Source organism: Enterobacter cloacae complex sp. ECL72, assembly GCF_019056635.1.
Lineage (GTDB): Bacteria > Pseudomonadota > Gammaproteobacteria > Enterobacterales > Enterobacteriaceae > Enterobacter > Enterobacter hormaechei_C.
In genome coordinates this window covers 2829206-2848509 of record NZ_CP077659.1, presented here as the reverse complement: position 1 = coordinate 2848509, position 19304 = coordinate 2829206, and the positions used below count along the sequence as shown (strand labels likewise).

General features: G+C 54.3%; 15 protein-coding genes and 1 tRNA gene. 8 read left to right on the top strand and 8 right to left on the bottom strand.

The window, feature by feature from the left end:
- Positions 1–183: 183 nt before the first annotated feature.
- A complete protein-coding gene (gene ipdC, locus KTH07_RS13810; RefSeq protein WP_023304171.1) occupies positions 184–1842 on the top strand; it encodes an indolepyruvate decarboxylase in 1659 nt (552 codons plus the stop codon).
- On the opposite strand, the gene KTH07_RS13805 is transcribed toward ipdC, so the two are convergent.
- Positions 1843–3078, bottom strand: a complete 1236-nt coding sequence (locus tag KTH07_RS13805; RefSeq protein ID WP_032619299.1) for an ion channel protein — start codon at positions 3076–3078, stop codon at positions 1843–1845.
- 205 nt (positions 3079–3283) lie between these two features.
- Between KTH07_RS13805 and glk the strand changes: the two genes are divergently transcribed.
- Positions 3284–4249 carry a glucokinase gene (gene glk, locus KTH07_RS13800; RefSeq protein ID WP_003861352.1) on the top strand — a complete coding sequence of 322 codons (966 nt, stop codon included), beginning with the start codon at positions 3284–3286 and terminating at the stop codon, positions 4247–4249.
- A 35-nt stretch (positions 4250–4284) separates the two neighbouring features.
- On the opposite strand, the gene KTH07_RS13795 is transcribed toward glk, so the two are convergent.
- Together KTH07_RS13795 and KTH07_RS13790 are read right to left on the bottom strand one after the other, a co-directional pair.
- Complete coding sequence (locus tag KTH07_RS13795) at positions 4285–5016, bottom strand: LytTR family DNA-binding domain-containing protein (RefSeq protein ID WP_015572237.1); 732 nt, start codon at positions 5014–5016, stop codon at positions 4285–4287.
- Between the two features lie 13 nt (positions 5017–5029).
- Entirely contained in the window at positions 5030–6727 is a 1698-nt protein-coding gene (locus KTH07_RS13790) for a sensor histidine kinase (protein ID WP_032619300.1), read from the bottom strand.
- Positions 6728–7113: 386 nt separating this feature from the next.
- Here KTH07_RS13790 and alaC point away from each other — a divergent pair, with 386 nt between their 5' ends.
- Positions 7114–8349: an alanine transaminase gene (gene alaC, locus KTH07_RS13785; protein ID WP_023304168.1), complete on the top strand. Its 1236-nt coding sequence runs from the start codon at positions 7114–7116 to the stop codon at positions 8347–8349.
- Between the two features lie 58 nt (positions 8350–8407).
- On the opposite strand, the gene ypdK is transcribed toward alaC, so the two are convergent.
- Together ypdK and lpxP are read right to left on the bottom strand one after the other, a co-directional pair.
- Positions 8408–8479: a membrane protein YpdK gene (gene ypdK / locus KTH07_RS13780; protein ID WP_099458937.1), complete on the bottom strand. Its 72-nt coding sequence runs from the start codon at positions 8477–8479 to the stop codon at positions 8408–8410.
- Between the two features lie 359 nt (positions 8480–8838).
- Positions 8839–9759 carry a kdo(2)-lipid IV(A) palmitoleoyltransferase gene (lpxP, locus tag KTH07_RS13775; protein ID WP_026080619.1) on the bottom strand — a complete coding sequence of 307 codons (921 nt, stop codon included), beginning with the start codon at positions 9757–9759 and terminating at the stop codon, positions 8839–8841.
- Positions 9760–10027: 268 nt separating this feature from the next.
- Here lpxP and KTH07_RS13770 point away from each other — a divergent pair, with 268 nt between their 5' ends.
- Positions 10028–11407, top strand: coding sequence for a diguanylate cyclase (locus KTH07_RS13770; protein ID WP_023304167.1), 1380 nt, complete (start codon positions 10028–10030; stop codon positions 11405–11407).
- A gap of 13 nt (positions 11408–11420) precedes the next feature.
- Here the strand turns inward: KTH07_RS13770 and KTH07_RS13765 are convergent.
- Together KTH07_RS13765 and KTH07_RS13760 are read right to left on the bottom strand one after the other, a co-directional pair.
- Positions 11421–11492 (bottom strand) — tRNA-Arg (locus KTH07_RS13765).
- 75 nt (positions 11493–11567) lie between these two features.
- Complete coding sequence (locus tag KTH07_RS13760) at positions 11568–12497, bottom strand: formate/nitrite transporter family protein (RefSeq protein WP_015572241.1); 930 nt, start codon at positions 12495–12497, stop codon at positions 11568–11570.
- Between the two features lie 314 nt (positions 12498–12811).
- On the opposite strand from KTH07_RS13760, the gene mlaA reads away from it, so the two are divergent.
- Entirely contained in the window at positions 12812–13564 is a 753-nt protein-coding gene (gene mlaA, locus KTH07_RS13755) for a phospholipid-binding lipoprotein MlaA (protein WP_003861365.1), read from the top strand.
- 42 nt (positions 13565–13606) lie between these two features.
- On the opposite strand, the gene fadL is transcribed toward mlaA, so the two are convergent.
- Positions 13607–14890, bottom strand: a complete 1284-nt coding sequence (gene fadL / locus KTH07_RS13750) for a long-chain fatty acid transporter FadL (protein WP_017383456.1) — start codon at positions 14888–14890, stop codon at positions 13607–13609.
- Between the two features lie 372 nt (positions 14891–15262).
- On the opposite strand from fadL, the gene KTH07_RS13745 reads away from it, so the two are divergent.
- The 3 genes from KTH07_RS13745 (at position 15263) to fadJ (ending at position 19233) form a co-directional block, all read left to right on the top strand.
- A complete protein-coding gene (locus KTH07_RS13745) occupies positions 15263–15547 on the top strand; it encodes a YfcZ/YiiS family protein (protein ID WP_017692981.1) in 285 nt (94 codons plus the stop codon).
- 228 nt (positions 15548–15775) lie between these two features.
- A complete protein-coding gene (gene fadI, locus KTH07_RS13740) occupies positions 15776–17086 on the top strand; it encodes an acetyl-CoA C-acyltransferase FadI (RefSeq protein WP_023304166.1) in 1311 nt (436 codons plus the stop codon).
- Positions 17086–19233, top strand: a complete 2148-nt coding sequence (gene fadJ / locus KTH07_RS13735; protein ID WP_032634868.1) for a fatty acid oxidation complex subunit alpha FadJ — start codon at positions 17086–17088, stop codon at positions 19231–19233. Before fadI ends, fadJ begins: the two co-directional genes overlap by 1 nt.
- Positions 19234–19304: the final 71 nt, after the last annotated feature.

Genomic DNA, 19304 nt, shown 5'->3' with positions numbered 1-19304 from the left:
CGAGACCTCTGGCGCTGGAAAGAAACATCAGTGTATACGTTTACACTAACCTGAAGAAAATGAGCATAGCTCAGCTTTTTTCGTAAAGCATTCTTTCCAGACCCTGATTATCGCCAATTCTGGACACGCTTCACGCTTATTTAATACTCAGAGTGAGGTCAACGTCAGAAGGACACTTATAATATGCGTACCCCCTATTGCGTCGCCGATTACCTGCTGGACCGACTAACAGATTGTGGTGCCGATCATCTGTTTGGCGTGCCGGGCGACTATAACCTGCAATTTCTCGATCACGTGATAGACAGCCCGGACATCTGCTGGGTGGGCTGTGCCAATGAACTGAACGCGTCTTACGCCGCAGACGGCTATGCCCGCTGTAAGGGCTTTGCCGCGCTCCTGACGACATTCGGCGTTGGGGAGTTAAGCGCCATGAACGGTGTGGCGGGCAGCTTTGCCGAACATGTTCCCGTCCTCCATATTGTGGGGGCCCCGGGTATGGCGGCGCAGCAGCGAGGAGAGTTATTGCACCATACGTTGGGCGACGGCGAGTTCCGCCATTTCTATCATATGAGCGAACCCATCACCGTTGCACAGGCGGTGCTTACCGAACAAAACGCCTGCTATGAAATTGACAGAGTCCTGACCACTATGCTGCGGGAGCGCCGTCCGGGCTACCTGATGCTGCCCGCTGATGTGGCGAAAAAAGCCGCTACGCCCCCTGTAAGCGCTCTCACTGTTAACCCCGCACCGGCTGATTCAGCCTGCTTGCAGGCGTTCCGTGAGGCTGCCGAAAAGCGCTTGTCCACGAGCAAACGCACCGCGCTGTTAGCGGACTTCCTCGTACTCCGCCATGGTCTGCGCACGGCCCTTCAGACGTGGGTGAAAGAGGTGCCGATGGCACACGCCACCATGCTGATGGGCAAGGGCATTTTTGACGAACGACAGAGCGGTTTTGACGGCACCTACAGCGGATCGGCGAGCGCCGCGCCGGTCAAAGAGGCCATCGAGGGGGCTGATACGGTGCTGTGTATTGGCACGCGCTTTACCGATACGCTCACTGCCGGGTTTACCCACCAGCTGACGCCGGACCAGACGATAGAGGTTCAGCCCCACGCGTCCCGCGTCGGCGACGTCTGGTTTACGGGTATCCCGATGAGGGAGGCCATTGAAACGCTGACAGCGCTGTGTAAAACCTATGTTCGTGATACGCGAGCGCCATTGGATCACAGCGGCTTTTCGTTCCCGACTATCGAAGGGGCGCTGACTCAGGAGAGCTTCTGGCGTACCCTGCAAACGTTTATCCGCCCCGGAGACATTATTCTGGCTGACCAGGGAACGTCTGCTTTCGGCGCTATCGATCTGCGTTTACCGGCGGACGTGAACTTTATCGTCCAGCCGCTGTGGGGATCGATTGGCTACACGCTGGCGGCAGCATTTGGCGCGCAAACGGCGTGTCCGAACCGACGCGTGATTGTCCTGACGGGTGACGGCGCCGCGCAGTTGACCATTCAGGAGCTGGGATCGATGCTGCGCGACAAACAGCGCCCGATTATTCTGGTGCTTAACAACGAAGGATACACGGTGGAAAGGGCCATCCACGGGCCGGAGCAGCGCTATAACGATATTGCCCTCTGGAACTGGACGCAGATCCCGCAGGCGCTGAGCCTGGCGCCTCAGGCAGAGTGCTGGCGCGTCAGCGAAGCGGAAGCGCTGGCGGAGGTGCTGGATAAAGTGGCACACCATGAGCGGCTTTCGCTGATCGAGGTGATGCTGCCGAAAGCCGATATTCCGCCGCTGCTGAGCGCGCTGACCAAAGCGCTGGAGGCGCGCAATAACGCCTGATTACCTGTCGTTTCGCCATCCCATCAGCATCGGTTTGCCCGCCAGCAGGAGCCAGGCGGGCAACATCACGATACAGAGCAGCGGCAGAAGCGTGGTATCCGGCACGACAACGGCCGCCATAAACAGGCTCAGCCACGCATCGCGCGTGACCACCAGTACCAGCCCCAGAATGGAACAGGAGACGGTAATCGCCGCAGGGACAGCGTCAACGTGCTCATGCAGCATCAGCCCCAGCGCGACGCCAACAAATACCGCCGGGAAGATTCGACCTCCCCGGAAACCACAGGCCGCAGCGACCACCAGCGCCGCCAGTTTTACCAGCGCGAACAGCAGATAATCGGAGACGCTAAAGACCTGGCTGAAGGCCAGCTGCTGCATCTCGTCCAGACCCTTAAACAGCGTAACCGTCCCGCCGATGGCGCCTAAAACGCCCAGAATAAAACCCCCCATGCCCAGAATCAGCACCGGATGCTTCAGCCTGTGCATCAGGCGATGCAGGCGAGGGAGACACCACACCGCGACCATCCCCAGCGCAATGGCGATCGCGACGACGACGGCACCGCTGAAAATATCGGTGAGTTGCATCTGGCCGTAGTGGGGGATGGTGAGTGAAAAATGGGGATGGAAAAACAGGCTGGTGGTGAGGGCTCCCGCAGCGGCGGCCATTAGCGGCGCGAAGAGTTTATCCCACAGCGGTACTTCATGATCACTGCTGAGGGTTTGCGAAAAAATGAGCGCAGCCGCGACCGGAGTGCCAAACAGCGCCCCGATGGTGCCTGCTGACGCCAGGATCGTCCAGTCCAGCGCGCCAACGCGCGGGAAAAGACGCGCCCCCAGAAAGACCGCCAGCGCGATATTAACCGCCATAATGGGATGTTCAGGCCCGAGGCTTACGCCGCCCGCAAGACCGATAATCAGCGCGATAATAAGCCCCGGCAGAGCAGAGGGAGAGACAGGCGCGCCAATCAAGGGTTCCAGTGCCGGGTCCGGCCCGGCATGACCCGGGCTATAGCGGATCACCAGCCCTACGGCAATCCCGGTCAGGGTCAGCATCATCATGATCCAGCCCGGCGAGTCAATGCTGATGCCGAGTTTTACCGGAAGCGCGGTCCATAAAATCGTTTGCAGCACCGCCGCCACTTTCATGACGACGATGAGCACCAGGCTCGACGCCACGCCAATAATCAGCGCCGGGACAGCCAATAACAGCATGGTTCTGGCTCGCGGATGGAGCATGATGATTTCCTTGTACAAAACGGCTTAACGTTACTTTGCACAATCAGCATTGTGGCAATAGTGCAAAAGGTGCTGAAACGGTAAAGTTATAATGTGACGAAGATCGATAATCCATGGGCAGTCACCTTCTGGTCGTTGTTGTTATCACGCCTTGAATTTACAGTGTCCCAAAGATTTATTCTGACTTTAGCGGAGCAGTAGAAGAATGACAAAGTATGCTTTGGTAGGTGATGTAGGCGGCACCAACGCGCGCCTTGCCCTGTGCGATGTGAACAGCGGTGAAATTTCTCAGGCGAAAACCTATTCAGGGCTGGATTACCCAAGCCTGGAAGCGGTGGTTCGCGTCTATCTGGAAGAGCATAAAGTGAGCGTTGAAGACGGTTGTATCGCTATCGCCTGTCCGATCACCGGCGACTGGGTGGCGATGACCAACCACACGTGGGCCTTCTCAATTGCCGAAATGCGGAAAAACCTCGGCTTCTCGCACCTTGAAATTATCAACGACTTCACTGCGGTTTCCATGGCTATCCCAATGCTTAAACCAGAGCATCTGATTCAGTTCGGCGGTACGGCCCCGGTTGAAGGCAAACCGATTGCCGTTTACGGCGCGGGAACCGGTCTGGGGGTGGCGCACCTGGTCCACGTCGACAAACGCTGGGTCAGCCTGCCGGGCGAAGGCGGTCACGTGGATTTTGCGCCGAACAGCGAAGAAGAGGGCATTATTCTTGAGGAGCTACGCGCCGAGATCGGTCATGTGTCGGCCGAGCGGGTGCTTTCTGGTCCGGGCCTGGTGAACCTGTATCGGGCGATTGTAAAATCAGACGGTCGTCTGCCGGAAAATCTGCAACCTAAAGATGTGACCGAACGCGCGCTGGCCGACAGCTGTATTGACTGCCGCCGCGCGTTGTCGCTGTTCTGCGTCATCATGGGGCGTTTCGGCGGCAACCTGGCGCTGAACCTTGGCACCTTTGGCGGGGTCTATATTGCGGGCGGGATCGTACCGCGCTTCCTCGATTTCTTTACCGCCTCCGGCTTCCGTGGCGGCTTCGAAGACAAAGGCCGCTTCAGGAGCTATGTCCAGGACATTCCTGTTTACCTGATTGTCCACGACAACCCAGGCTTACTGGGCTCCGGGGCGCATCTGCGTCAGGTACTGGGTCAGATCCTCTGATGCTCATTCCCCTCTCCTGCGGGAGAGGGAACGCGCTACAGGTGCATGAGCTGGCGGAACTCTTTCACCCTGCTGCGGCTTACCGGCACCTGAAAATCCAGATCCTTCAGCCGCAAAATATAGGTGTTATTAAACCAGGGTTCGATTTCGCGGATCTTGTTCAGGTTGACGCAGAACGAGCGGTGGCAGCGGAAGAAGTGAGCGGCCGGGAGTTTATTGCAGAATTCGGTGATGTTCATCGCCATGACGTAGGATTCACGCCGCGTATAGACAAACGTCATTTTTTCATGCGCTTCGGCATAGTAAATATCGTCGACAGGCGTGACGATGATCCGTTCGTCCTTCACCAGATTAATGGTGTCGTTTTCCCGCGCTACCGGGCTGGCACTGGCGGGTAATGCTTGCTGCTGCCACGCGGCTTCCAGCTTATGCAGCATGCTGATAATACGCGACTCCTGGTACGGCTTCAGAATATAGTCAAACGCCTCAAGCTCGAAGGCTTCCACGGCATGCTCTTTCCACGCGGTGACAAACACAATAAACGGCTTGTGGGCGAACTGATTGATATTTTGCGCCAGCAGGACGCCGTCCAGCGACGGAATATTAATATCGAGGAATATCGCGTCGACCCGGTTATGCTGTAAAAATTTCAGCACGTCCAGACCATCCTCAAAACAGCCAACAATCTCCATCTGGCTGTGGGTTTTGATAAGCCAGCTCAACTCCTGTTGAGCCAGAAATTCATCTTCTACGATGATGACTTTCATCTGTTACTCCGGCCTACGGCAACAAGGATATGGGGGCATTCACGGGCGTTCGCTCATTCGGAACATAAAAGGCAATTTCGGTGCCCGGCTCAAGACGGTGAATATGCAGCCCGTCACCGTACAGCAGTTTGACCCGGTGATGCACATTCAGCAGTCCGATCTTGTTGCCCGGCATTTCGTTTGATTTGACGCGCTCGATGACTTTCGGATCGATGCCGTGCCCGGTATCGCGCACGGCGATGCGCACGCGGTTACCGCTTTCCGTCACGCTAATCGTTACTACGCCTTTGCCTTTACACGGCTGAATACCGTGAACAATGGCGTTTTCCACCAGAGGCTGGATCAGCAGGCTTGGGATCACGCAGCTGACCTCTTCATCAATATCGTAAATGACCGTGAGCTTATCGCCAAAGCGTGCCTGCTCGATGGCGATGTAATCCTTGATTTGATACAGCTCTTTTTTGATGTCGATCTGCTCGTCGTCATTTAGCTCAATGTTGTAGCGCAGATAGCGTGACAGATTAAATATCAGCTGCCGCGCGGTATCCGGATTCAGACGGATGGAAGAGGAGATAGCGTTCAGCGCGTTAAACAGGAAATGGGGATTGATCTTGCTTTGCAGGGCGCGCAGCTCTGCCTTATTTGCCATCTCGCGCAGCTGCTCTGCACGCGAAACCTCAAGTTGAGTGGAGATAATCTGCGACAGGCCAATCGCCATCTCCTGGAGCGAGGAGGTGATTTGGTGCGCATGGCAGTAGTAAATTTTCAGCGTCCCCGTGACCACGCCTTTTTCCCACAGCGGGATCACCAGCATTGAGTGGATCTCTGGCGTCCGGTGGGCTTCATCATTGTTTTTAATGATGATTTTTCCGTAGTTAATCGCCTGTCTGGTGGTCGGGCTGATGGTATCGTCGCTGTCGCGATAATTGTGCTCCCCGACGCCAACGTAAGCCAGCACGTGGTCAATATTGGTGATGGCGACCGCATCGGCGTGAATATCACGGCGGATGATATCGCAAACCTGACGTAAAGATTCGGCGTTAACGTGTCGGAAAAGCGGCAGCGTCTTGTTGGCGATATCCAGCGCCAGCTTGGCCTGACGCGCGGCGCTGGCCTCTTTTTCGCCCTCCACGCTTTGCACCAGTAGCACGATAAAACCGATACAGACGCTCCCGAGGATCATAGGAATACCGATCTTCGAGACGATATCCAGCCCCAGCGCAACGGTTGGCGCCCAGACGATGACCAGGATCATGGTCAGCGTTTCGCAGACCATCCCCGCGATAATCCCTGCACGCCAGTGCTGCTTTTTCGGGATTTTGCGGTTAATCCAGCCCGAGAGCAGCCCGGCAATAATGCTGGTGATAAAGCAGGGGACTGCCGTCACGCCGCCAATATCAATCAGGTATCGATGGGTGCCGGCGATGATGCCTGTGATAATCCCTACCCAGGGACCAAAGAGGATCCCGCCCGACATGACGGCGATGATGCGCACGTTCACCAGCGAGCCTTCTACCGGCACCCCGGACCAGGTGCTGAACAGGGCAAACATCGAAAAGATAAACGTGACGGCCAGCAGCTCTTTTGGCGAATGGGCAGATTTATGCAACAGTTCGCGGAACAAGCGGATGCGGATAAGGAAAAAGAGACAGATCAGCATTAATGCCGCGCGGTCGAACACCGCCAGGAGCATATTGAAGATTTCGTGCACGGTCAGGCCTGGGAAAACGGGAAAAATCTATGATAGAAAACATAGGGCCTGATGACCAGCTATCCATCAGATTTATCAAATGGGGAAAAACCATAATTCTCAAAGGGGATTGCTGGCTTTTGACTGAAAGCCGGTGCTTTTCCGTTTGGGGAGAAAAGTCAGGTAACGATACTGAAAATATTGTGTTAAATCGTAGCGCTTAAAACTGCCTGTTCGCGATAAGAGTTCCGCTTTTCACTGCAATCACATTCCCGTTTTAGCGCAAAATATTGTTTTGCCGTTATCCTCTCGACAGCGTCTTTTTCTTCAGGTTATTTTCTAAGCACGCCACACGGGTGGCAGCGTCGCTCGGACGGTCCGGGCGCTAACGTGACTCTGAGGAATCTATGGCTGAATTCAGTCCTGAACGCCGTTTTACGCGTATCGATCGTCTCCCCCCTTATGTTTTCAATATCACTGCTGAACTGAAAATGGCTGCGCGTCGGCGCGGCGAAGACATTATCGATTTCAGTATGGGTAACCCTGACGGCCCAACGCCGCCGCATATCGTTGAGAAACTCTGCACGGTTGCGCAGCGTCCTGATACCCATGGGTATTCCACCTCACGCGGCATTCCACGCTTACGTCGGGCGATCTCCCGCTGGTATCAGGATCGTTATCAGGTCGATATCGATCCTGAAAGTGAAGCGATTGTGACCATTGGCTCCAAAGAGGGGCTGGCCCACCTGATGCTGGCGACGCTGGATCACGGCGATACCGTACTGGTGCCGAATCCGAGCTACCCCATTCACATCTATGGGGCGGTGATTGCCGGCGCGCAGGTGCGTTCTGTCCCGCTGGTGGAAGGCGTCGACTTCTTTAACGAGCTGGAACGGGCGATTCGTGAAAGCTATCCGAAGCCGAAAATGATGATCCTCGGTTTCCCGTCAAACCCAACGGCACAATGCGTTGAACTCGAATTCTTCGAGAGAGTGGTCGCGCTGGCTAAGCGTTACGACGTGCTGGTGGTACACGATCTCGCCTACGCCGATATCGTTTATGATGGCTGGAAAGCGCCGTCAATTATGCAGGTACCGGGTGCCCGTGATGTGGCGGTTGAGTTTTTCACCCTGTCGAAAAGCTACAACATGGCGGGCTGGCGAATTGGTTTTATGGTGGGAAACAAAACGCTGGTGAGCGCCCTGGCGCGTATTAAAAGCTACCATGACTATGGCACCTTTACGCCGTTACAGGTCGCGGCCATCGCGGCGCTGGAAGGGGATCAGCAATGCGTGCTCGATATTGCCGCTCAGTACAAACGCCGCCGTGATGTGCTGGTAAAAGGGCTTCATGAAGCAGGCTGGATGGTGGAAATGCCAAAAGCCTCTATGTACGTCTGGGCGAAAATCCCTGAGCCGTATGCGGCGATGGGTTCTCTGGAATTTGCCAAAAAACTGCTTCAGGACGCCAAGGTTTGCGTCTCTCCAGGCATTGGCTTTGGTGACTACGGTGACACGCACGTGCGTTTCGCGCTGATTGAAAACAGCGACCGTATCCGTCAGGCAGTGCGGGGCATTAAAAGCATGTTCCGCGCGGATGGCCTGCTTGCAGCGAAGAGCGTTGCGGAACAACCCGAGTCGTAACGGACAACAAAAAAAACAGGCGCCAACGGCGCCTGTTTTTTTGACTGCATTTTCTTAACTAGATCATCAGAGCAAACGTTCCGGCCCAAACTAAAACAATAACCGAAATGCCCATAAAGAAATATTTCACGTTTCATCGCTCCGCGTATCTTCCGGTACGCATTAAAAAAACAGAGTCCAACTGAGTATAGAGAGTTGAAATCATGCGAAAGGGGAAATCGGAATTATCCCGTGACGTCGCTAACTTCAGCTCTGAATTCTGTGCTTTCCTGTCGCCAGACGGCGCTAATGTACGCCTAAATTTCAGGAGTGACAAGAGGCATTTTTTTAAATAATTTCCTACACTTACGAGTGTCGTGGAACGGCGACAGTTTGATTTCGGTACGCAATAAATGCCTTTTGAGCGACGGTCGAAAAAAGCCGTTACGCACTGCGATTACAGGTGTTTGAAAAGGTTAGTTTCTTAGCGAAACTAACCTTCGGCAGGGGTCAGATATAGAGTGAGGCTTCGCCCAGGGGACGGGTTTTAAAGCGGCGGTGCATCCACAGATACTGCTCAGGTGCACGCATAATCTCAAACTCAATCACCTTATTGATAAAGGTCGCGGCTTCACTCTCATCTTCAGGATAGTTCGCCATCTCTGGGGAGATATGCAGACGATAGCCTGACTTATCCGCTTTTCTGACCATGGTCACCGTCAACATCGCGGCGCCTGAGAGACGTGAAATCACAAAGGTACCGTTCGTCGTAGCGACATCTTTAACCGCAAAGAAAGGGGCAAAACTGCTGCCTTTAGGACCGTAGTCCTGGTCCGGGGCAAACCAGACGGCTTCCCCTTTTTTCAGGGCGCCAACCATACCGCGCAGATTGTTACGGCTGATCATCGCCTTATTTGAACGCATGCGGCCCCGCGTTTGTACCCATTCCATCAGCGCGCTGTTATGCGGGCGATAGGTTGCCATCATCGGCTGACAAAGACCCATAACGCGGCCGCCCAGCTCAAGCGACATAAAATGCACACCCACAACCATCACGCCGCGGTTTTGCATCTGGGCACGTTTCAGGTTATCCAGGCCTTCCACGTCAAACCATTTACGGACACGCTCATCTGGCCAGAACCAGGCCATACCGGTTTCAAGCAGCGCCATACCGATAGATTTAAAGTTTTCCGCAATCAGCGTTTCGCGCTGCTGGGCATTGTAATGCGGAAAGCAAAGTTCGAGATTTTTTCGGGCAATGGATTCACGGCGCTTAAGAAAGTAACGCGATGCGCTGCCGAGCTTAGAACCCAGGAAACGGATCACGGGATATGGAAGTTGAACCAGCAGCCAAAGCACGCCAAGGCCGAACCATGTAAACCAGTAGCGCGGGTGCAGAAACGCCCGCTGAAATTTGGATTGAGACAAAATAGTGGAACCTATGTGAAGCCTGTGAAGGTAGCGCAGACTTCGCGATACCACGTGCCATTGAGACCGTAGGACGAGGTCATGGTTGCAGGCTTTACCGTTCTTTACGACGTTGCCTGGCCATTGCTGACTTGGGTGGGCGGCATAATGTAGCACCGTTATACATTATGAGCTATCACTCGTTTTTGTTTAAAAAAGCGGCAATTGCGGAGTGGTTTGATTTTGCTATTGTTAAATCTGCGTTCCCGCATGTCTCCTGAAGGTGCAGACCATGGAAACCTACCTGCAAACGGTGAAAGAAGAGTGGGTGAAGCTGATTAATGAAACCGATCCCGATGTGCATCGGCTTGCGACTGAGCTTGCCAGGGATAATGCAATGCCACTGGTCGCTGAATTCTATCGTGTTGTGCTGGCAGATCCATCGGCAGCTGAATTCCTGACCACCGAACAGGTGGAGAGGCAGCTTCAGGAGGCGCTTCGTCGCTGGCTTATTGATGTGCTCTCATGCCGTGTGGAGCAGGTTGAAGAGCAGATGCGGGCGCAGCAGCGCGCTGCGGATGTTCATGCCCGTATTGGTATTTCGGTTGATTTAGTTGAAATGGGCTTCCGTGTTCTGAAAAAGCTGCTGTTACCTGTCATTACTACCAGCGCCCATTCGCCTGAGGTGAAGCTGCATATTTATCACTACGCGATAAACAGTATCGATCTGGCCATGGAAGTGATGTCGCGGGCCTATGTATTTAGCGAGAACAATGCGGCGAAAGAGGACGAAAATTATCGCATCTTTTCCTTAATGGAGAACGCAGAAGAGGAGAAGGAGAGACAGACCGCGGCGCTGCTGTCATGGGAAATGGTGCTTCTGTATAAGATCACGCTTAATTCCAGTATCGGCAACAGTCTGCCGCTGGGGCAGTCTGAATTTGGACTGTGGTTTAGCCATAAAGGTCGGCACTATTTCAGCGGCATCGCTGAGGCCGGTCATATCTCTCGTCTGATTCAGGAATTCGATGACCTTTTTAACGAGGTCCGTCTTGCAGGGCAGGGTCTGAGTGATAAAGCGCAGCGGGATAAATTCTTGCAGCGAATGCGTAATACCCTCTCGCAAATCATCACGCTTTTGCGCGAACTGTTTGACGAAGTGTCGCGACACGAGGTGGGGGTTGATGTCCTGACCCGCCTGTTGAATCGCCGTTTCCTGCCAACCATCTTCAAACGCGAAATCCTGCACGCCACCCGGGCGGGAACAAAGCTCTCGACGCTGCTGATTGACGTCGACAAATTTAAACAAATCAACGATACCTGGGGGCACAATACCGGGGACGAGATCCTGCGAAAAGTCTCCGGCGCGTTCTACGACAACGTGCGAACCTGTGATTACGTTTTTCGCTACGGCGGCGATGAATTTCTGATTGTGCTAACGGAAATCTCAGAGGTGGACGCGCTGCGAATTGCCGAGCGTATCCGCAGGCGGGTGGAAAAAATCAAGGTTAACTCCCCAACCGGCGATATTATCCCGCTCTCCCTCTCGATAGGCGTTGCGATGTTCAACGGGCATCCCGATTACGAGCGATTGATTCAGGCGGCGGATGAAGCCTTATACGGCGCGAAACGGCGTGGCCGAAACTGCGTGGAGCTTTGGAAGGGGGCGTAAGGAAAGACAGAAGTGTCCCCTGCAGGAATCGAACCTGCAACTAGCCCTTAGGAGGGGCTCGTTATATCCATTTAACTAAGGGGACGAAGCGGCAAGAGTATAGCGTTATTTACACTTTTCGTTAAGCGCATTGCCGCCTGACTGGTCAAAGAGTCACCGTTCACGCCGATTTTTCGGCAGTTTTATCCTTTTTTTCCTGAGCCTTAAGCTCGGCCTTACGCTTGTTGGACATGTCGTTACGGATTTGCGCATGGCTCAGCAGCGCAAAGATAAAGGTCCCGCCACAAATGTTGCCTGCGAGGGTAGGCAGGGCGAACGGCCAGAAAAAGTCGCTCCAGTGGAGTGTGCCGTTAAATACCAGATAAAGGATTTCAACAGTTCCGACAACAATGTGTGTGGTATCGGCGAGTGCGATAAGCCAGGTCATCAGGATAATTACCACGATTTTCGCGCTACCCGCTGACGGGAACATCCAGACCATAGTGGCGATGATCCAGCCGGAAATTATGGCATTAGAGAACATTTCAACCGGCGTGTTTTTCATCACATCCATGCCAATTTTCACAAATGCGTCGCGGGTCGGTTCATCAAATATTGGCATATACTCGAATGCCCAGGCGGCTATGCCCGTACCGATCAGGTTCCCCAGCAGCACGACGCTCCACAGGCGCATCAGTAAACCGAAATTACCGAGGGTCGGATTTTGCATGACGGGCAGTACGGCAGTGACGGTATTCTCCGTAAAAAGCTGCTGTCGCGCCATAATGACGATAATAAAGCCGAACGTGTAGCCTAAATTTTCAAGCAAAAACCCGCCCGGTACGCCTTCCAGCTGAACGTGAAATATCCCTTTGGCGAGCAGAGAGGCACCCATCGACAGACCGGCTGCAATGGCTGACCACAGCAGGGCCATCGCGTCGCGCTCCATCTCTTTTTCCCCGTCCTGGCGAATATGCTCATGAATAGCCATGGCGCGCGACGGCAGGCGCTCTTCATCGACTTCTATCTCTTCTCCCCGGTCTTTCTCCTCGCTTTCAATCTCATGTTCCTCTTTGCTTTCACCAATTTTCTCTTCGCTAATGTCTTTCATAACAGCTCCTTCGGGGTAATTGCTCATTTAAGCGTAGCGGCTTTTAGCGCTTTCCCCGTGGGGATGCTCTTAAATTGCTGAAAATGGCAATAAAGGTGAGACATCTCTTTCAAAGCCAATATAAAATTGCCAGCGAAACGAATTCCGAAAGACAGGCTATGCTGAAATTAGCGTGATGACGCGAGCGGGTCGACATTGTCCTCGTAGACATCGGTAAGAGTGCTGTTACAATCACTTGCACGTTTCAGGCGGAGCATCACCGGCTCCGTCACAGATGGCATTCAACGATAGCCATATTGAACAGGGAGAAATTTATGAAGCTTCGGCTGTCGGCGCTTGCGCTGGGCGTAACAATGCTTGTGGGCTGCGCCAGCTCTGGCGAGCAAACGGGACGCTCCGATCCTCTCGAAGGATTTAACCGTTCAATGTACAGCTTTAACTATAATGTGCTGGATCCATATCTGGTTCGTCCGGTTGCCGTGGCATGGCGTGACTATGTTCCGCAGCCGGCGCGTAACGGGCTGAGCAACTTTACCAGTAACCTGGAAGAGCCAGCGGTTATGGTCAACTACTTCCTTCAGGGCGACCCGTATCAGGGGATGGTGCATTTCACCCGCTTCTTCCTGAACTCCCTGCTGGGTATGGGCGGCTTAATTGATGTCGCAGGCATGGCGAACCCGAAATTACAGCGTGAACAGCCGCACCGTTTCGGCAGCACGCTGGGTCATTATGGCGTAGGTTATGGTCCGTATGTGCACCTGCCATTCTACGGCAGCTTTACCGTGCGTGATGATGGCGGCGACATGGTGGATACGCTGTATCCTGTACTGTCATGGCTCACCTGGCCGCTGTCGATTGGTAAATGGACCGTGGAAGGAATTGAAACGCGTGCGCAACTGCTGGATTCTGATGGTCTGCTGCGTCAGTCTTCCGATCCGTACATCATGGTGCGCGAGGCCTACTTCCAGAACCATGACTTTATTGCCAACGGCGGTAAGCTGAAGCCGGAAGATAATCCGAACGCGAAAGCCATCGAGAACGAATTAAAAGATATCGATTCGGAATAAAAAAAAGGTGAGCAATGCTCACCTTTTTTAATCGTGTTGGGATTAGAACGCGTAGTTGAAGTTGGTACCAAACAGCCAGGCTTTACCTTCAGAGGAAAACTCGTACGGGCCTTCCTGGAAGGTCACCTTCTGGCCATGCATGTACGACACGCCCGCGTCGATAGAGGCATTCTCGTTGAACGCGTAGGTTGCCCCCGCACTCACCCAGAAACGGTCCTGATCCGGAATGGAGATAGAACGTTTATCGGCCGGTACCGGGCTGTCATCAAATGCCACGCCGGTACGGAACGTCCAGTTGTCATCCATATAATAGGTCGTACCAAGCGCGATACGGTAAGCATCGTGGAAGCTTTCGTCTTTATAGAACAGCGTCTGGCCGTTGCTGCCGGTGGCTTTAAGCTCCTCGAACTGGCTCCAGCTGGTATACGCGAGGCTGTAGTGAATTGCCCACTGCGGCGCAACGCGGTTATAACCTGACACTTCCCACATTTCTGGCAGATGCAGCGACAGTGAACCCGGTACGGTTTGATTCGAGGTACCCCATGGAATGGTGGTGCCCGCGCCTGGGACCATACCGTTGACTGGGCTCAGGATGCCGCTTTTGTAATCGCCATCGAAATCAATTTTCACTTCTGAGCGATAGGTCAGACCCCAGCGGTTGTTTTTATCCAGTTCATACAGGATACCGGCGTTCCAGCCGTAACCCCATTCATCACCTTTCAGGCTGGCAATTTTATTGCTGTTTTTCGGCAGTGCAGCAGTTTGCTCCCCGGAGTAACGCTCGATTTTTGCATCGGCGTAGACAGCATCAAAGCCCAGACCAAAGCTCCAGTTATCGTTCAGACGATATGCGCCGCTCAGGTTGAGGTTCAGGGTCGTCAGGTCGGTTTTACCGCCGTATTCCCCGGCCGGATAGTTGTTATTGAACTCCGTTGCCAGGCCATAGTTAGAGGTGACAGAGGCACCCCAACCAAACTGTTCATTGATTGGCGCAACAAAGTGCAGGTTAGGCACCCACGCGGTCGGCGCAATGTTATCCGCCTTCAGATCTGCGCCGGTGAACTGAGATTTGCCAGAAATGTTGACATCAGGATCGATGTAAACCGCACCGGCAGAGAAGGTAGGGCGATCAAACATCATGATCAGTGCCGGGTTACGACTCGCGTTGCCTGCGTCATCGGCAATCGCACCTTCCCCGGAATACGCACGGCCAAGGCCAGAGGAAGAAAATTCGTTTAACTGGAAGCCCGCTGACCAGGCGGACGTTGAGACGATTGCCACTGCAACTGCTAAAGCAGTTTGTTTGAACAGGGTTTTCTGGCTCATGACCATAACCTCATTGAGTTATTTTTATTCAATAATTGTTACATACCGTAACAGGAGCGCGAAGTGTAGGGTCTGAGGTATGACTTACAAATCAGACCAGTGGCGAGAGTATAGGTCTGACCAGCTGGGATGTTGCAAGTTTGTTTATTAATATTTTCAGATATGTTTCTTGAAACGAGATCTGGTTGGCAAAATTGTGACCAGTGCGATTCCTCTGAAAAGGGGAATTTTGTTTTAGATCATTTTTTAGTGTGATATTGCTCACTTATCCGATTTTGCGCCATTAACGGCTGGAGGGGGCTCGTCCGGGGGCGTAAAATAGACGCATCGTGTTTATCTCGCGCCCTGCGCGAATACAGAGGAAATTGAGCTATGAGTAAATGCAGTGCTGATGAAACCCCGGTTTGCTGCTGTATGGATGTTGGCACCATTATGGACAACACCGATTGCACCGCCTCTTACAGCCGCGTATTCCCTAACCGCGCTGAAGCGGAAGAGACGCTGGCCGCGCTGGGCCAGCGCGCGCGTGAAGTCGAATCTGATCCGTGTGAAATCAAATCCACCTTCACGGAAGTGGAAGGCGGCGTGCGGCTGGATATCGACTTTGTGTTCGCCTGCGAAGCAGAAACGCTGATCTTCCAGCTGGGCCTGCGTTAATACTTTTTGCACGGGCTTACGATCGTGTAGGCCGGGTAAGGCAACGCCGCAACCCGGCAACAAACCGCATAAATGCCTCTGCCATGCAGGGGCATTTTCTTTTTCTTCTCTGTGCCTTAGCTCGCAATTTTTCGCTTCCCCGATTGGCTCAATGTAAAAAAATAGTTAAGACTATTATCAGGTCAGACCACTTAATGTGTGCGCAAAATTTTTTTACAGGGGAGTGTTATGAGTCAGGCATTACCGCTTATCACCCGACACGGTGACCGCATTGCCATTGTCAGCGGGTTACGTACGCCGTTTGCGCGTCAGGCAACCGCGTTTCACGGTATACCGGCTGTCGATCTGGGAAAAATGGTGGTGGGGGAGATGCTGGCTCGCAGCGAGATCCCGCCAGAGGTTATTGAGCAACTGGTTTTCGGCCAGGTGGTGCAAATGCCGGAAGCGCCCAATATCGCACGTGAAATCGTGCTGGGCACCGGCATGAATGTTCACACCGACGCATACAGCGTCAGCCGCGCCTGCGCCACCAGTTTCCAGGCGGTGGCGAACGTGGCGGAAAGCCTGATGGCGGGGACCATTCGCGCGGGGATCGCCGGCGGCGCGGATTCCTCATCCGTACTGCCCATCGGCGTCAGCAAACAGCTGGCCCGCATCCTCGTGGATGCCAACAAAGCCCGGACCACCGGTGCGAAGCTCAAACTCTTCTCGCGTTTACGTCTGCGCGACCTCATGCCCGTGCCACCTGCCGTTGCTGAATACTCCACCGGCCTGCGTATGGGCGACACTGCCGAGCAGATGGCAAAAACCTACGGTATTACCCGCGAACAGCAGGATGCACTGGCGCATCGCTCGCATCAGCTCGCTGCGAAAGCCTGGTCGGAAGGCAAACTTGCCGACGAGGTGATGACGGCTTACATCCCGCCTTTCCGCGAACCGCTGGTGGAAGATAACAATATCCGTGGCACCTCGACGCTGGAGGATTACGCAAAACTGCGCCCGGCGTTTGATCGTAAACATGGCACCGTTACGGCGGCGAACAGTACGCCACTGACGGACGGTGCCGCCGCCGTGATCCTGATGACGGAATCCCGGGCGAAAGAGCTTGGCATCACACCGCTGGGCTATTTGCGTAGCTACGCCTTTACCGCCATTGATGTCTGGCAGGACATGCTGCTCGGTCCGGCCTGGTCCACGCCGCTGGCGCTGGACCGCGCAGGGCTGACGCTCTCCGATCTCACGCTGATTGATATGCATGAAGCCTTTGCCGCACAAACGCTGGCAAACGTGCAGCTTATGGCGAGCGAACGTTTTGCCCGCGACGTGCTGGGCCGTACGCATGCCACAGGCGAAGTGGATCAGAGTAAATTCAACGTGCTGGGTGGCTCTATTGCCTACGGTCATCCGTTTGCGGCGACCGGCGCGAGAATGATAACTCAGACTTTGCATGAGCTGCGTCGCCGCGGCGGCGGTTTTGGTCTCGTTACCGCCTGTGCGGCGGGCGGCCTGGGTGCAGCAATGGTTCTGGAGGCTGAATAATGGAAACGACATCTGCATTTAATCTGGCTGTTCGCCTTGATAACGTGGCTGTTATCACCATTGATGTACCCGACGAAAAGATGAACACCCTGAAGGCCGAGTTCGGCGTTCAGGTGCGTGCGATGCTCAGACAGATCCGCGAAAACAAAGCGATACGTGGCCTGGTATTTATCTCGGCAAAGCCGGATAACTTTATTGCCGGGGCCGATATCAACATGATTGCCCGGGCGAAAAGCGCTCAGGAAGCAGAAGACCTGGCGCGTCAGGGGCAGCAGGTAATGGCGGAGATCCATGCGCTGTCGATACCCGTTGTCGCTGCGATCCACGGGGCCTGCCTGGGCGGTGGGCTTGAGCTGGCGCTGGCCTGTCACAGCCGCATTTGTACCGACGATGCGAAAACGGTACTCGGACTGCCGGAGGTTCAGCTTGGATTGCTGCCCGGTTCAGGGGGCACGCAGCGCCTGCCGCGTCTGGTGGGCGTCAGTACGGCGCTGGAGATGATTTTAACCGGTAAACAGCTGCGCGCCCGTCAGGCGTTAAAGGCGGGTCTGGTTGATGAGGTCGTTCCGCACGCCATCTTGCTTGAAGCCGCTGTTGAGCGGGCGCTGAAAGGTCGTCAGGCGAAACGCCCTCTGCCGGTGCGCGAGCGTATCCTCGCCGGGCCGCTGGGGCGCACGCTGCTGTTCAATATGGTGGGTAAAAAAACCGAGCAAAAAACCAAAGGGAACTATCCGGCAGCGACGCGCATTCTGAAGGTGATTGAAACCGGTTTATCGCAGGGCAGCAGCAGCGGTTATGCTGCGGAAGCGAAAGCCTTTGGCGAGCTGGCGATGACGCCGCAGTCGCAGGCGCTGCGCGGCATTTTCTTTGCCAGCACGGAGGTTAAAAAAGATCCGGGCAGTGAAGCTGAACCGGCTCCGCTGCGCGCCGTTGGCGTTCTGGGTGGTGGGCTGATGGGCGGCGGCATCGCATTTGTCACCGCCAGCAAAGGCAAATTGCCCGTACGTATCAAAGATATCAACCCTAAGGGTATCAACCACGCGTTGCAGTACAGCTGGCAGAACCTTGATCGCAAAGTGAAACGCCGCCATATCAAGGCCAGTGAGCGTGATAAAACCCTCGCGATGATCACTGGCGCCACCGACTACAGTGGGTTTGCACACCGCGATCTGGTGATTGAAGCCGTGTTCGAAGATCTCGCCCTTAAGCAGCAGATGGTGGCGGACGTTGAACAGCATTGCGCGCCGCACACCATTTTCGCGTCAAACACCTCGTCTTTGCCGATCGGCGACATCGCGGCGAAAGCCGTGCGCCCGGAGCAGGTGATAGGGCTGCACTATTTCAGCCCTGTCGAAAAAATGCCGCTGGTGGAGGTTATTCCACATGCCACAACCAGCCCGCAAACTATTGCCACCGTGGTGAAACTGGCGAAAAAACAGGGCAAAACCCCGATTGTGGTCGCGGACAAAGCCGGCTTCTACGTCAACCGCATTCTGGCGCCTTACATTAACGAAGCGATGCGGTTGCTGACGGAAGGGGAGAAAATTGAGCACGTCGATGACGCTCTGGTGAAGTTTGGTTTCCCCGTCGGCCCAATCCAACTTTTGGATGAGGTAGGAATTGATACGGGGACTAAAATTATCCCTGTGCTGGAAGCGGCTTATGGCGATCGTTTTGCGCCGCCTGCAAACGTTGTTTCTGCAATTTTGAAGGACGATCGCAAAGGCAGAAAAAATGAACGCGGTTTCTATCTTTACGCCGCGAAAGGGCGTAAAAGCAAGAAACAGATCGACCCTTCAGTTTATGCGCTTATTCCTGTTACGGGGCAGGGAAAACTGTCGGCGGTTCAGTGTGCTGAGCGCTGTGTGATGATGATGCTCAATGAAGCGGCGCGCTGCTTTGGTGAGCAGGTTATCAAAAGCGCGCGCGACGGCGACATCGGCGCCGTGTTTGGTATCGGTTTTCCGCCATTCCTTGGCGGCCCGTTCCGGTATATGGATACCCTCGGGGCGGGTGAAGTGGTTGCGATCCTGCAACGTCTGGCCTCGCAATACGGTCCACGGTTTACTCCGTGTGACGAATTATTGCAGATGGCGGAACGGGGTCAGACATTCTGGCCCGCAAGGGAAACTGATTGCGTAAACTGAAGTCAAAGAAGGGTAAATCCTGTGGTGAATGAACCTGTTCTGGCGAAATTGTAAACAGAGATTGACTATAC